The 12,870-nt window shown below is 74.4% G+C and carries 14 protein-coding genes; 8 read left to right on the top strand and 6 right to left on the bottom strand.

The genetic code is table 11. The annotated features are described in order from the left end of the window. Window positions 1-25 precede the first annotated feature (25 nt). The 5 genes from ACFZCF_RS15080 to ACFZCF_RS15060 are packed head-to-tail and all read left to right on the top strand — an operon-like array spanning window position 26 to window position 4,977. Window positions 26-1,051 (top strand): amidohydrolase family protein, encoded by a 1,026-nt coding sequence (locus ACFZCF_RS15080; protein WP_391286800.1) that lies wholly within the window; start codon window positions 26-28, stop codon window positions 1,049-1,051. Between the two features lie 27 nt (window positions 1,052-1,078). Beyond that, on the top strand, window positions 1,079-1,774 hold the full coding sequence (ligK, locus tag ACFZCF_RS15075) for a 4-carboxy-4-hydroxy-2-oxoadipate aldolase/oxaloacetate decarboxylase (protein WP_391286799.1): 696 nt from the start codon (window positions 1,079-1,081) through the stop codon (window positions 1,772-1,774). After that, window positions 1,771-2,688: an amidohydrolase family protein gene (locus tag ACFZCF_RS15070; protein ID WP_391286798.1), complete on the top strand. Its 918-nt coding sequence runs from the start codon at window positions 1,771-1,773 to the stop codon at window positions 2,686-2,688. Before ligK ends, ACFZCF_RS15070 begins: the two co-directional genes overlap by 4 nt. Before the next feature lie 20 nt (window positions 2,689-2,708). Then, on the top strand, window positions 2,709-4,013 hold the full coding sequence (gene ligA, locus ACFZCF_RS15065; protein WP_391286797.1) for a protocatechuate 4,5-dioxygenase subunit alpha: 1,305 nt from the start codon (window positions 2,709-2,711) through the stop codon (window positions 4,011-4,013). A gap of 1 nt (window position 4,014) precedes the next feature. After that, complete coding sequence (locus ACFZCF_RS15060; RefSeq protein ID WP_391286796.1) at window positions 4,015-4,977, top strand: Gfo/Idh/MocA family oxidoreductase; 963 nt, start codon at window positions 4,015-4,017, stop codon at window positions 4,975-4,977. 51 nt (window positions 4,978-5,028) lie between these two features. Here the strand turns inward: ACFZCF_RS15060 and ACFZCF_RS15055 are convergent, their stop codons facing one another. Further along, window positions 5,029-5,706: an aspartate/glutamate racemase family protein gene (locus ACFZCF_RS15055; protein ID WP_391286795.1), complete on the bottom strand. Its 678-nt coding sequence runs from the start codon at window positions 5,704-5,706 to the stop codon at window positions 5,029-5,031. A 367-nt stretch (window positions 5,707-6,073) separates the two neighbouring features. Between ACFZCF_RS15055 and ACFZCF_RS15050 the strand changes: the two genes are divergently transcribed. After that, window positions 6,074-6,934: a maleylpyruvate isomerase family mycothiol-dependent enzyme gene (locus ACFZCF_RS15050; RefSeq protein WP_391286794.1), complete on the top strand. Its 861-nt coding sequence runs from the start codon at window positions 6,074-6,076 to the stop codon at window positions 6,932-6,934. Between the two features lie 136 nt (window positions 6,935-7,070). On the opposite strand, the gene thpR is transcribed toward ACFZCF_RS15050, so the two are convergent. Together thpR and ACFZCF_RS15040 are read right to left on the bottom strand one after the other, a co-directional pair. Then, complete coding sequence (gene thpR / locus ACFZCF_RS15045) at window positions 7,071-7,703, bottom strand: RNA 2',3'-cyclic phosphodiesterase (RefSeq protein WP_391286793.1); 633 nt, start codon at window positions 7,701-7,703, stop codon at window positions 7,071-7,073. Window positions 7,704-7,809: 106 nt separating this feature from the next. Next, the gene (locus ACFZCF_RS15040; protein ID WP_391286792.1) at window positions 7,810-8,856 is read right to left on the bottom strand and encodes a hypothetical protein; all 1,047 of its coding nucleotides are present in this window, start codon (window positions 8,854-8,856) and stop codon (window positions 7,810-7,812) included. 111 nt (window positions 8,857-8,967) lie between these two features. Here ACFZCF_RS15040 and ACFZCF_RS15035 point away from each other — a divergent pair, with 111 nt between their 5' ends. Both ACFZCF_RS15035 and ACFZCF_RS15030 read left to right on the top strand, forming a co-directional pair. Continuing rightward, entirely contained in the window at window positions 8,968-9,342 is a 375-nt protein-coding gene (locus tag ACFZCF_RS15035) for a helix-turn-helix transcriptional regulator (RefSeq protein WP_391286791.1), read from the top strand. Beyond that, entirely contained in the window at window positions 9,339-9,926 is a 588-nt protein-coding gene (locus ACFZCF_RS15030) for an HAAS signaling domain-containing protein (RefSeq protein WP_391286790.1), read from the top strand. Before ACFZCF_RS15035 ends, ACFZCF_RS15030 begins: the two co-directional genes overlap by 4 nt. Window positions 9,927-10,037: 111 nt before the next feature. Here the strand turns inward: ACFZCF_RS15030 and ACFZCF_RS15025 are convergent, their stop codons facing one another. From ACFZCF_RS15025 to ACFZCF_RS15015, 3 genes are all read right to left on the bottom strand, one after another. After that, on the bottom strand, window positions 10,038-10,208 hold the full coding sequence (locus ACFZCF_RS15025; protein ID WP_388447840.1) for a hypothetical protein: 171 nt from the start codon (window positions 10,206-10,208) through the stop codon (window positions 10,038-10,040). A gap of 67 nt (window positions 10,209-10,275) precedes the next feature. Continuing rightward, entirely contained in the window at window positions 10,276-11,682 is a 1,407-nt protein-coding gene (locus tag ACFZCF_RS15020; protein ID WP_391286789.1) for a GH1 family beta-glucosidase, read from the bottom strand. An 85-nt stretch (window positions 11,683-11,767) separates the two neighbouring features. Next, window positions 11,768-12,859 (bottom strand): DUF1996 domain-containing protein, encoded by a 1,092-nt coding sequence (locus ACFZCF_RS15015; RefSeq protein ID WP_388447845.1) that lies wholly within the window; start codon window positions 12,857-12,859, stop codon window positions 11,768-11,770. Between the last annotated feature and the right edge of the window lie 11 nt (window positions 12,860-12,870).

Raw genomic sequence — 12,870 nt, 5'->3', positions numbered from 1 at the left:
CCTCCGCACGATTGCGAGGCTTCCCATGATCATCGACTGTCACGGTCACTTCACCACCGCCCCGCCGCAGCTCGCCGCGTGGCGCGACCGGCAGATCGTTGCCGCCGAGGGCGGGGGCCCCGTCCCGGACCCGGCCGACCTCGTCATCACCGACGACGAGCTGCGCGCCGCGATCGAGGGCAACCAGCTGCGCCTGATGGACGAGCGCGGCAGCGACCTCACCGTCTTCTCGCCGCGGGCCAGCTTCATGGCCCACCACATCGGCGACTTCGCCGTCTCCGAGGCGTGGGCGCGGATCTGCAACGACCTCGTGCACCGGGTCACCGCCCTCTACCCGGGCCGGTTCGCGGCGGGCGCGATGCTGCCGCAGTCGCCGGGCGTCGACCCGGCCACCTGCCTTCCCGAACTGACCAGGGCGGTGGAGGAGTTGGGCGCGGTCACGGTCAACCTCAATCCCGACCCGTCGGGCGGCCGGTGGACCGCGCCGCCGCTGACCGACCGCAGCTGGTACCCGCTGTACGAGGCGATGACGGCGTACGACATCCCGGCGATGATCCACGTCAGCACCTCCTGCAACCCGGCGTTCCACACCACCGGCGCCCATTATCTGAACGCCGACACCACCGCCTTCATGCAGCTGGTGCAGGGCGACCTGTTCGCCGACTTCCCCACGCTGCGGTTCGTGATCCCGCACGGCGGCGGCGCCGTCCCGTACCACTGGGGCCGGTTCCGCGGTCTCGCCCTGGCCCTGGGCCGGCCGGATCCGGAAGCGCTGCTCGACAACGTCTTCTTCGACACCTGCGTCTACCACCAGCCCGGCGTCGACCTGCTCACGCGGGTGGTCCCCAGCCGGTCCGTCCTCTTCGCCAGCGAGATGATCGGCGCGGTCCGCGACGTCGACCCGCGCACCGGCCACCACTTCGACGACACCAAGCGGTACGTCGACGCCACCCCGCACCTGTCGGACGCGGAACGCGCCGCCGTGTACTCCGGCAACGCCCTGCGCGTCTACCCCCGGCTCGCCGCCCGCCTCGCCGCGGCCGGCCGCTGACCACCGCCCCCAGGGAGAAGAACACCCATGGAACACACCGAGATCGGCGTCGTCCGCACGCACGTCGAACGGGCCGACCCGGAAGCCGTCGCGGCCCTGTCGCGGTACGGAGTCGCCACGATCCACGAGGCGATGGGCCGGGTCGGGCTCATGCGGCCCTATCTGCGCCCGGTCTACCCGAAGGCCCGGATGTGCGGCACGGCCGTGACCGTGCTCCTGCAGCCAGGCGACAACTGGATGCTCCACGTGGCCGCCGAGCAGATCCGGGACGGCGACGTCGTCGTCGCGGCCTGCACGACGGAGAGCGAGGACGGCTTCTTCGGCGAGCTGCTCGCCACCTCCTTCCGCGCCCGGGGCTGCCGGGGCCTCGTCATCGACGGCGGGGTCCGGGACGTCGCCGACCTGGAGGGGATGGACTTCCCCGTCTTCTCCCGCGCGGTGAACGCCAAGGGCACGGTCAAGGCCACGCTCGGCTCCGTCAACGTGCCCGTGGTCTGCGGCAACGCCCTGGTCCTGCCCGGCGACGTGGTCGTCGCGGACGCCGACGGCGTCGTCGTCGTGCCGCGCGCGCGGGCCGCGGAGGTGGCCGCCGCGTCGGCCGCCCGGGAGGCCGCGGAAGAGGGCAAGCGGGCGCAGTTCCGGGCCGGGAAGCTCGGCCTGGACCTCTACGGGATGCGTGCCCCGCTGGCCGGGCTGGGGCTGCGGTACGAGGACGGACGATGACCGGCTTCGAGAAGACCCCCGGCTGGCTGGACTGGTACGCCGGGCCCAGCCGCCCCGCGTTCCGGCTCCCCGAGGGCGCCGTCGACGCGCACTGCCACGTCTTCGGGCCGGGCGGGGAGTTCCCGTACGCGCCCGAGCGCAAGTACACGCCGTGCGACGCGTCCAAGGAGCAGCTGTTCGCGCTCCGCGACCACCTGGGCTTCTCCCGCACCGTCGTGGTGCAGGCCACCTGCCACGGCGCCGACAACTCCGCGATGGTCGACGCGCTCCGGGCCTCCGGCGGGCGCGCGCGGGGCGTGGCGACGCTGCGGCCCGACGTCTCCGACGCCGAGGTGCGGGAGCTGCACGAGGCGGGCGTGCGCGGGGTGCGGTTCAACTTCGTCCGGCGGCTCGTCGACGCGGCCCCGCGACGTGACCTGCTGGACGTCGTCGGGAAGGTCGCGCCGTACGGATGGCACGTCGTCGTCTACTTCGAGGCGGCCGACCTGCCCGGCCTGCGGGACTTCCTGCTGGCGATACCCGTGCCCCTGGTCGTCGACCACATGGGGCGGCCCGACACCGCGAAGGATCCGGACGGGCCGGACTTCGAGGCGTTCCTGGACTTCCTGCGGGCGCGCCCCGACGTCTGGTGCAAGGTGACGTGCCCCGAGCGGCTGTCGGTGAGCGGCCCGCCGGCCCTCGACGGGAAGCGGGCCGCCTACCGGGACGTCGTCCCCTTCGCCCGGCGGGTCGTCGAGGAGTTCCCGGACCGTGTCCTGTGGGGCACGGACTGGCCGCACCCCAACCTCACCGACCACATGCCCGACGACGGACTGCTCGTCGACTTCGTCCCGCACATCGCGCCGACACCGGAGCTCCGGCGGAAGCTGCTCGTCGACAACCCGACCCGCCTGTACTGGCCCGAGACCGACTGACCCGCGAGAGGGGTTCCGGCATGCCGCTGGACAAGAGCTACAAGCTGGTTCCGGGGACGACGATCTTCGACGCCGAGCAGTCGGCCAGGGGATACCACCTCAACCAGTTCTGCATGTCGCTGATGACGGCGGAGAACCGTGCCGCGTACCTCGCCGACGAGCGCGCCTACCTGGACGCCTGGCCGCTGCGCGAGGAACAGAAGCGGGCGCTGCTCGACCGCGACCTCAACGCCGCCGTGCGCGAGGGCGGCAACATCTACTTCCTCGCCAAGTGGGGCGCCACGCTGGGCTTCTCGTTCCAGCAGATGGCCGGCTCGATGACCGGGATGACCGAGGAGGAGTACCGCGCCATGATGGCGGCCGGCGGCCGGTCCGTGGAGGGCAACCGCATCGACCACGCCGTCCTCGAAGCGTCCCACGCGCCCGCCGCCGCGTCCGGCCGCGCCACGGTCACCGGCGCCGTCTTCACCTCGCACGTCCCCGCGATCGGCGCGGCGATGGACCACGGGAAGTCCGAAGAGCCTTACTGGAGACCGGTGTTCGCGGGGTACGAGCGCTCCCGGGCATGGATGCGGGAGAACCTGCCCGATGTCGTCGTCCTCGTCTACAACGACCATGCGAGCGCCTTCGACCAGTCGCTCGTCCCGACCTTCGTGCTCGGCACCGGCGCCTCCTACCCCGTCGCCGACGAGGGGTACGGGCCCCGGCCCGTGCCCGCCGTCGAGGGCGACCCCGACCTGGCCGCGCACCTCGCGCACTCCCTCATCCGCGACGACTTCGACCTCACCCTCGCGAACGAGATGGCCGTCGACCACGGACTGACCGTGCCGCTGTCGCTGATGTTCGGCGACGTCGAGGAGTGGCCCTGCAAGGTGATCCCGCTCCACGTCAACGTGGTGCAGTACCCGGTGCCTTCCGGCGCCCGCTGCCTCCGGCTGGGCCGGGCGCTGCGCAAGGCCATCGAGTCGTACGACCGCCCCCTCAGGGTGCAGGTGTGGGGTACCGGCGGCATGAGCCACCAGCTCCAGGGGCCGCGCGCCGGGCTCATCAACCGGGCCTGGGACAACGCCTTCCTCGACCGGCTGGTCGAGGACCCGGTCGGCCTGGCGGAGGTGCCGCACCTGGAGTACGTCGAGGAGGCCGGCTCCGAGGGCATCGAGCTGGTCATGTGGCTGATCGCGCGCGGCGCGCTGAGCGACGTCGACGGCACGGGAGACGTCGGGGTCGAGCACCGCTTCTACCATGTGCCGGCGTCCAACACCGCCGTCGGCCACCTCATCCTGGAGAACCGCCCCCGGGCCGAAGCGCCCGCCGAGAAGGAGTGACATGACTGACGACCGGACCCTGCGGATCGCCCTGGCCGGCGGCGGCGCCTTCGGCGCGAAGCACGCGGCCGCCCTGCGGCGCATCGAGGGCGTCGAGGTGGCCGCCGTCGTGAGCAGCGGCCTCGAACGCGCGCGCAAGTTCGCCGCTGAGCACGGCGTGGGCCGCGCCGTCGGCTCCCTCGACGAGGTGCTCGCGATGGACGACGTCGACGCCGTCGTCCTCGCCACCCCCACCCAGCTGCACGCCGCGCAGACCCTCGCCTGTCTGGAGGCGGGCAAGCACGTGCAGGTCGAGATCCCGCTCGCCGACTCGCTCGGCGACGCCGAGGCGTGCGTGGCGGCGCAGGAGCGCACCGGGCTCGTCGCCATGGCGGGCCACACCCGGCGCTTCAACCCCAGCCACCAGTGGGTGAAGCGGCGCATCGACGCGGGCGCGTTCTCGATCCAGCAGATGGACGTGCAGACGTACTTCTTCCGCCGGACGAACCTCAACGCCCTGGGGCAGCCGCGCTCGTGGACCGACCACCTCCTGTGGCACCACGCGGCGCACACCGTGGACCTGTTCGCGTACCAGACCGGTTCGCCGATCGTGCGGGCGAACGCCCTGCAGGGGCCGGTCCACCCCGAGCTCGGCATCGCGATGGACATGTCGATCCAGTTGCAGGCGGCGAACGGCGCCCTCTGCACCCTGTCGCTGTCGTTCAACAACGACGGCCCGCTGGGCACCTTCTTCCGCTACATCGGCGACACCGGCACCTACATCGCCCGCTACGACGACCTGTTCACCGGCGGGGACGAGCCGATCGACGTGAGCGGCGTCGACGTGTCGATGGACGGCATCGAGCTCCAGGACCGCGAGTTCGTCGCGGCGATCCGCGAGGGCCGCGAGCCGAACTCCTCCGTCGCGCAGGTGCTGGCCTGCTACCGGAAGCTGGCGGCGCTGGAGGAGCAGCTGGCCGGCTGAGCTCCGTCGGGCGGGCGCGGGCGGCGGTCCGCCGGCGCCCCGCCGTCCGGTTCATCCGGCGTGGCGCAGGAGGCGGAGGGCCTCGCGGCTCGCGGCGGGGACCGGGCCGACGACCGGGACCGGGAAGCGGTCGCGGAGGGCCTCGGCGGCCTCCCCGAGGGGGCCGCCGCCGATGACGACGGCCTCGGCGCCGTCCTCCCGCACGCAGCGGTCCACGGCTTCGGCGAGGCGTTCCGTCAGCTCGCCGGGGTTCGCGGCCAGCCGGTGCGGATCGCCGGGGGTGAGCCGGACGCCGGTGTACTGGGCGGACCAGCCGAGGCGGGCGGCGCGGGCGTCTATCGCGGCGGCCAGGCCGGGGGTGGTGGTGGCGATGCCGAAGCGGCGTCCGTCGGCGCCGGCCTCGCGCAGGGCGGCCTCGGCGATGCCGATGACGGGGACGGGGGTGCGGGCGCGGAGTTCCTCGACGCCCGGATCACCGAACGCGCCGACGATCAGGGCCGCGACCTCGGGGCCGTCCGGGCCGGCGAGGAGGGTGTCCGCGGCGTCGAGGACGTGCCGGACCGAGGCGCGCAGCAGATCCTCGTCGACGAGCATCGGCGGGCCTGCGGCGACGGTGACGCCCCGGACCTCGTAGCCGTCCTCCGGGCGCAGGGTGCGGCGGGCGATCGCGGCCATCATCGCGGTCGTGGCCCGGTCCGTGTTGGGGTTGACGAGGGCGACGAGGGTCATGCGCGGTCTCTCCTTCTCGGGCGGGCGGCCGGACCTCCCCGCGCCGGTGGCCAGGCTCCAAGGTCGCGTGAGCGTATCCGCCTGTCGGTCGGCCCCCGCGGGTCCCCCCTCACCGCGGGCCTCGCCGCGGCGTGCGGGGGGAGTGCGAGAGGGGAACGCCGGCGGGCGGAACGGCTCGGTGCGTTGCGGGAGTTCCGCCGACGCGCCTCGGTGACGGGCCCGGCGCACCCTTCGCGTCCGCCGGGCCGGCCCCTTCGCGTCGCGCCGCTGGGCCGGCGGGGTCCGGTTCCTGAGGCGCGGGGGCTGTCGCACGACGCTACTGGACGGTAACGTGCGGGGCCGTCCACAGCCTCGGGGGGGAAGTCGCATGGGTGTCGTCACGGCGTTCGATCCGGTCGCGGAGCACGCGCGGACGCGAGCCGCGCTGGAGGGCGCGATCGCGCGCCTGGTGGAAACGGCCGACGGGATCGACGAGTGGGAGGCGCCGTCCGGGCTCCCGGTGTGGTCGGTGGGGGACGTCGGCGCACACCTCGCCGCCGTGTACCTCGCGTACCGGTCCGCCGTGACCGGAGACGGGGGCGTCGACTGGGACGGGTTGCTCGCGGGCGGCGAAGGGTCCTTCGGGGAGCGGATCGCCGCGGTGAACGCGCTGTCCGTCGGGCTCATCGCCGGGGAGGAGCGCAAGCGCCTCGGTGCGATCCTCGCCGAGCGCGGCGCGGCCTTCCTGCGGGACTCGGAGGGTCTCGCGCCGGAGACGCCGGTCCCCGCCCCCTGGTACGGCCCCGGGCGCACCGTCCCGCTCTCGGCGGCGACGGGACTGGTGCTCAGCGAGACCCTGGTGCACGGGCTCGACATCGCGCGGGGCGCCCGCCGGCCGTGGACCATCGCCCCGGCGGAGGCCTCGCTGGTGATCGGGCAGGCGATGGTGACGATGATGCCGCTCGCGGTGGACGCGGAGAGGGCGAAGGGGGTGCGGATCGCCTTCGACCTGGTCCTGAAGGGCGGTCCACGGCTCGCCGTCGACGTGGCGGACGGAGCGGCCAGCGTCACCCGGGACCCGGGGCCGCGGGCGTACGACTGCCGGATCGTGGCGTCGCCGACGGCCTTCCTGCTCGTCTCCTTCGGCCGGCTGCCGATCTGGAAGGCGATCGCCCTGGGCCGGATGCGGGCCGGCGGCCCCCGCCCGTGGCTCGCGAGCCGCCTGAGCCGACTGATCACCGCCCCCTGAAGCACGGGGGGGCGCGGCCCGGGTGCCGGTGCTGGTCCCGGCCTCGTTCGCCCCTGCTCCTGGCTCCGACCCCGACCTCGGCCTCGGCCCCGGCCCGGGCCCCGGCTCAGGCCCAGGGCCACCTCCCGGCCCCCACTCAGGTTCCCCCGGCCGCGGCCTGAGCTCCGCCCGCGGCCCCGGTTCCCGTGAACGGCCAGGAGTCGATGTCCCGGTAGCGGACCGGCGCCGGGCCTCGGGCGTCGTCGCTGCCGACGAGGTGGAGCCGTGCGGTGGGCCACGGGCGGCCCTCGAAGCCGTCGAGCACCCCGACCGCCGCGGGCACGCCGGCGAGGTCGCCCCGGCGGGCCCGGGCCAGGGTCAGGTGCGGGCGCAGCGGACGCCCCTCGTAGGCGATTCCCGCCTCCTTGACGCGTTCCCGTACGTCGTCGGCGAGCCGGTGCAGGCCGGGGACGTCGCCCGCGATCCCGCTCCACAGCACCCGGGAGTCGAACTGTCCGCCCCCGCGGAGCGAGAGTTCCAGCGGCCCGCGCTCCGCGGCCAGCTCCGCGAGCGGCGCGTACAGGCGGGGCACGACGGCCGCCGGGAGCTCGCCGAGGAAGGCGAGGGTGACGTGCCAGTCCTCGATCCGGTTCCAGCGCATCCCGGGGTACGCCGCGTAGGCGGGCGCCAGCGCCCGGGCGAGCTCGTCCTTGGCGTCGTCGGGCGGCGCGAGGGCGATGAAGACGCGGATGGTCGCGGGGGTGGCGGCGGGGCGGGTCGAGTCGTTCACGGAACGATTCGTACCGTGCCGGTACCGGGGCCGTGCGGGCGGGTCCCGTCACGGGCGGCCGGTGCGACCGGGGCGGCCGCCCCGTACCGAGACCCGCCCCGCGGGTTCACCAGTCGCCGTCGGCGACGGGCGCGCCCGGCGGGGGCGGCGGCGGGCCGACCGGCTCGACCTGCCACGGCGCCGGCGGGGTCCACGGGTCGAGGTCGTCGCCCAGCCACTCCCCCACCGGTTTCACGTCGGCGAGGGCGTCGGAGGGGGCGAGGTCGGTGCCGTCGGGGTCGTCGTAGTCGTACCAGGGGAGGCCCGCGCGGGTGTAGGCGGCGCGGTCGGCGGGCGACGGCGGAGGCTCCTCGCCGGTGATGCGGCGCCACTCGGGCGGCGTCACCAGGTGGACGAAGACGCGGGCCGCCGGGGTGTCCGACCAGTCGCGGGAGGCTCGGTCGTCCCGGTACACCTCCTGCCGCATGGTGCCGCCGGCGCCGATGCCCATGGCCGCCGCGGCGGGCGGCGGGCCCGCGGGTGCGGCCATCGCCATGGGCGGCGGGCCGCCGTAGCCGCCGAACGACGGGGGCGCGGCGGCGAGGCGGCGGGCCCGCTCCTCGGCGAGGCGCCGCTGCTCCTCGCGCCAGGCGGCGCGGAGCTTCGGGCGGAGCGGGAAGGCCTGGAGCTGGAGGCCGCCGACGGTCTCCTCACCGGTGACCTGGCCCTCGACGGTGGCGCCCATGCCGAGCGGGACGGCGACGAACTGGCGGACGGTGCCCTGGCCGGAGTTGATGCCGTCGAGCCACGGCTGGCGGGGCAGCACCACGTAGTTCTGCGGGCGGCGGGAGAGCTTCCCGGTCCACTTCTCGCCGGAGACGGCGCAGACCTTTCCGACGCCGACCTGGAGCGCGGTGGGCTCCGGGCTGCCGGCGAAACTCAGCCACATCGCCTCGCGGAGGTAGACGGGCAGCATCACGCCGCCCTTGGCCCGCCACGGCCCGGGCACGGTGTCGGGGTAGTCCTCGACCCGGCGGAGCGGAAAGCTGCCGAGGCCCGGCGGCAGCCGGTGGGTGCCGGTCTCCGGCAGCCGCAGCGTCCGCATGAAGCGGACCCGCACCCCGTCCCCCAGCACCAGCGTGTCCCCGTCGATCCTGGTCGCGTTCGCGGTCACCGCGTCTCCCCTCGTCTCGGCACCGTCCCCCGTAACACGTCCGGCCGGAGCGGCCGGTTCCCGTCGGGTCGCCGCTTGTCGGCGCCACCCTTCGACGCTATCTTGCATTGCATGGTTCCTGGTAACGCAAAGAACGAAGACGCCGGAGGAAGGGTCCCCAGCCAGCTCCGCAAGGGCGTGCTCGAGTACTGCGTCCTCGCGCTGCTCAGGGACGAGCCGAAGTACGGCGTCGAACTCCTCGCCGAGCTCGCCTCGGTGAGCGTGATGACCACCAGCCAGGGCACCATCTACCCCCTCCTGTCGCGGCTGCGGCGGGAGGGCTTGGTCGACACCGAGCTGCGCGAGTCCCCCAGCGGGCCGCCGCGCCGCTACTACGCGCTGACAGCCCTCGGCCGGACCGCGCTCACCGAGTTCGCCGGGGCGTGGCCGCACTTCCGGGACGCCGTCGACCACTTCCTCAACGACCCGCAGGGGGACACCGCATGAACGCCATCGACCACCCGCTCGTCGCGGCCTACCTCGACTCCGTGGCCCGCGAGACCGCCGACCTCCCCGCCGAGCGCCGGGCCGAACTCCTCGCGGACCTGCGGGAGCACATCGAGGTGAGCGAGGCCCGCGACGACGACGCGGTCCGTACCGTCCTCGCCGAGCTGGGCGAGCCCCGTACGGTGGCCGCCTCCGCGCTCGCGGAGGAGGGCACGTCCACCACCGCGGCCACCGCCACCGCCGTCGGCGCCGTGCCGGCCGGCCCGCTCGCCGGGCGTCCGGCCGCCCGCGTCATCGCGTTCCTCCCCGCCCTCGGCGGCCTGCTGATCCTCGGCTCCCCGTTCGCGGGCACGCTGGTCCTGGCGATCGGGCTCGCGCTGCTCTGGAGGACGCCGCTGTGGGACGCCCGGCAGAAGCGGATCGGTACGGCCACGGCCACGGCCGTACCCGTGCTGCTGCTCCTCGGCGGGCTGCTGCTCGCCGCCGGCCGGGTCGGCCCGGTGGAGCTGCTGGTGATCGGGGTCTTCTCGATCGGCGTGCCGCTCTCCGGCGCGCTCCTCCTGACGCGGGCGCTCCGCGCCTGACCCGGGCGGGCCTGACTCCGTGCGCGCCCGTGCCTGACTCCCACGCGTGCCCGGCTCCCCTGCGCCCGAGGCGCGCGCCCGACGCTCGGCGTGACCGCTCGCGCCGCGCGTCTACTCCTCGCGGGCCGCCTCGGCCTCGGCGCGTTCCTCGTCGAGGTCGGCCTGGGCGTGGATGTAGAGGTCGCGGACGAACGCCCTGGCTTCCACCGGCGGGATGCCGGAGCCGAGACTGAGCAGTCGTTCGGTCCAGGCGGCGTGCGGGTCGCCCCGGTCTTCGGCCATGACGTCACTCCTTCGGCCCCCTCTCGTCTCATCGTCCGCCCCGTCCCGACCGCCCGCAATTCCGCCCTCAGGCCGTGCCGCGCACCCGGCGGGCCGTGTCGCGCAGCCACTGGGCGCTGCGCTTGGGGGTGCGCGTCTGGGTCGCGTAGTCGACGCGGACGAGGCCGAAGCGCTGGGCGTAGCCGTACGCCCACTCGAAGTTGTCGAGGAGCGACCAGGCGAGGTAGCCGCGGACGTCGGCGCCCGCCTCGCGGGCACGGGCGACGGCGGCGAGGTGGGCGGAGAGGTAGGCGGTGCGGTCGTGGTCGTCGACGTGTCCGCGGGCGTCGGGGACGTCGTCGTAGGCGGCGCCGTTCTCCGTGACGACCAGGGGGGTGCCGGGGTAGTCGCGGGCGATGCGCAGCAGCAGGGCGGTGAGGTCGTGGGGCATGACCTCCCAGTCGAGCCCGGTGACGGGCAGGCCGCCGTGCGGGAGGTTCCGGGTGACCGGCCTGCCCTGGGCGTCGGTGGTGGCGCCGTGCTCGTCGGTTCCCGAACTGCGCAGGGACCGGTAGTAGTTGACGCCGAGGGTGTCGATCGGGGTGGCGATGGCGTCGAGGTCGCCGTCGCGGACCGGGATGTCGACGCCGTGGGCCGCGAGGTCGGCGATCAGGTCCTCGGGGTAGCCGCCGCGCAGGATCGGGTCGAGGTAGAAGCGGAAGCCGAAGGCGTCCGCGCGGCGGGCGGCCTCGCGGTCGGCGGGGCTGTCGGTGGCGGGGGCGCTGGTGCCGAGCAGATGGGTGACGGCGAGGTCGAGCGGGCGCCGGGCGTCGGCGCGCAGTCGTCGGGCGGCGAGGCCGTGGGCGAGGTGCAGGTGGTGCACGGCGGCGACGCCGTCGGCCAGGGAGCGTCCGCCGGGGGCGTGGACGCCTTCGACGTGGCCCAGGATCGCGGAGCAGAACGGTTCGTTGAGGGTGGTCCAGTGGGTGACGCGGTCGCCGAGCCGGTCGTGGACGAGGGCGGCGTAGTCGGCGAAGCGGTGGGCGGTGTCGCGTTCGGGCCAGCCGCCGGCGTCCTGGAGTTCCTGGGGAAGGTCCCAGTGGTAGAGGGTGAGCCAGGGGGTGACGCCGCGGCCGAGGAGCGCGTCGACGAGCCGGTCGTAGAAGGCGAGCCCCCGGGGGTTGGCCGGGCCGCGCCCGCCGGGCTGGACGCGCGGCCAGGAGACGGAGAAGCGGTACGTGTCGAGGCCGAGGTCCGCGATGAGGGCGACGTCCTCGGGCATGCGGTGGTAGTGGTCGCAGGCGGTGTCGCCGGTGTCGCCGTTGTCGATCGCGCCGGGGACGCGGCAGAAGGTGTCCCAGATGGAGGGGGTCCGGCCGTCCTCGGCGGCGGCGCCCTCGATCTGGTACGCGGAGGTGGCGGCGCCGATGCGGAAGTCGGGCGGGAGGCGGGCGATCAGGGCGTCGTCGGCGGGGAAGCGGTCGTGGGCAGGCATGGGAACTCCGGGCTGGAGGCCGCGCGGGGGCGGCCCGGGCGCCGCGACGGGCGTCCGGGCCGCCCCGGTGCGGGGTGGACGAAGATCAGGGCAGGCGGTGGTCGGCGTCCAGCACCGTGCCGCGCTCGGGGCGGTAGAGGTCGAAGCCTCGGGTGTCGCACTGGAGGCCGCCGTTGATGCAGTGGTCGACCAGGGCCTTGAGGGTGCGCTCCTCCCACGCGTTGAAGAAGTCGTAGTGGAAGGAGTAGCCGCGGCCGCTGGCCAGCCGGACCCGGCTCATGTCGCCGTTGACCGGCCACGCCATCTTGAACTCGATCATCGGCAGGGCGACCGGGTGGGAGGCCGGGCACATGTTGTCGTTGGTGCCGGGCTTCACGACCGGGTACGCCATGTGGCTCTGGTGGTCGGGGGTGTCGAGGTGGAGGCCGTTCCAGCAGCTGGGGGCCTGCATGCGCAGGTTGAGCTGGACGTCGGGCCGGCTCGGACAGCTCGCCGGGATGTCGGTGTTGAAGAAGCTGTCACCGCACTCCCAGCCCTCGACGAACCCCTTGTGGGCACGGAACTCCTGCTCGGTCTGCATCGGATTGCCGACGACGAAGCGGAGCCCCTTGGGGAAGGGGCGCACGCTGCGGTAGTCGGTGACGCCGGCCTTGTAGTAGATGACCTGCGGGCCGACGGGCAGGATCTTCCGGTCGCCGTTGTAGAGCGAGGGCATCCAGTACGCCGAGGCGTCCGCGGGTGCCTTGCAGGTGGTGGCGCCTCCGTAGAGGGAGGCCGTGGTGCTGGCGGCGTTCGTCGAGGTGTTGCCCATGAAGGTGTGGTCGTGGGACTTGCCGAACTGGCCGGGGTAGACGATCGGGTCGTCCGGCGCGGTGTGGGTGACGGAGCAGCCGGCCTGGAACTCGTGGTGGTAGGCCGGGGGCGGGACCTGCTGGGACGGGGTGACGCCGGTGACCGGCGGGACGGCGGGGATGTATCCGTCCCCGTCGGCGTCGTCGCCCGACGCCTGGGTGGAGGCGGCCATCCGGTGCCCGACGTGGTTCGCGGCCGCGGCGACGGCGGGCGGGATGCCGACGGCCGGGTCGGTGGCCTGGGCCATCGTGCCGATGCCGAGGGCGCCGGCGATGAGGGCCGTACTGACGAGGAGTACGGAGAGCCGCTTCGGACTCGATCTCATGGGGATCTCCT

It is taken from the genome of Streptomyces sp. NPDC007945 (assembly GCF_042958885.1).
Classification (GTDB): domain Bacteria; phylum Actinomycetota; class Actinomycetes; order Streptomycetales; family Streptomycetaceae; genus Streptomyces.
This window is presented reverse-complemented; position numbering and strand designations above follow the sequence as displayed.

What these genes read in the sequence shown, in the direction of transcription:
- ACFZCF_RS15070 (WP_391286798.1), top strand. Translation starts at nt 1,771, where the DNA reads ATGACCGGCTTCGAGAAGACCCCCGGCTGGCTGGACTGGTACGCCGGG.
- ligK (WP_391286799.1), top strand. Translation starts at nt 1,079, where the DNA reads ATGGAACACACCGAGATCGGCGTCGTCCGCACGCACGTCGAACGGGCC.
- ACFZCF_RS15015 (WP_388447845.1), bottom strand. Translation starts at nt 12,859, where the DNA reads ATGAGATCGAGTCCGAAGCGGCTCTCCGTACTCCTCGTCAGTACGGCC.
- ACFZCF_RS15035 (WP_391286791.1), top strand. Translation starts at nt 8,968, where the DNA reads ATGGTTCCTGGTAACGCAAAGAACGAAGACGCCGGAGGAAGGGTCCCC.
- ACFZCF_RS15080 (WP_391286800.1), top strand. Translation starts at nt 26, where the DNA reads ATGATCATCGACTGTCACGGTCACTTCACCACCGCCCCGCCGCAGCTC.
- ACFZCF_RS15060 (WP_391286796.1), top strand. Translation starts at nt 4,015, where the DNA reads ATGACTGACGACCGGACCCTGCGGATCGCCCTGGCCGGCGGCGGCGCC.
- ACFZCF_RS15025 (WP_388447840.1), bottom strand. Translation starts at nt 10,208, where the DNA reads ATGGCCGAAGACCGGGGCGACCCGCACGCCGCCTGGACCGAACGACTG.
- ACFZCF_RS15030 (WP_391286790.1), top strand. Translation starts at nt 9,339, where the DNA reads ATGAACGCCATCGACCACCCGCTCGTCGCGGCCTACCTCGACTCCGTG.
- ACFZCF_RS15020 (WP_391286789.1), bottom strand. Translation starts at nt 11,682, where the DNA reads ATGCCTGCCCACGACCGCTTCCCCGCCGACGACGCCCTGATCGCCCGC.
- ACFZCF_RS15050 (WP_391286794.1), top strand. Translation starts at nt 6,074, where the DNA reads ATGGGTGTCGTCACGGCGTTCGATCCGGTCGCGGAGCACGCGCGGACG.
- ligA (WP_391286797.1), top strand. Translation starts at nt 2,709, where the DNA reads ATGCCGCTGGACAAGAGCTACAAGCTGGTTCCGGGGACGACGATCTTC.
- ACFZCF_RS15055 (WP_391286795.1), bottom strand. Translation starts at nt 5,706, where the DNA reads ATGACCCTCGTCGCCCTCGTCAACCCCAACACGGACCGGGCCACGACC.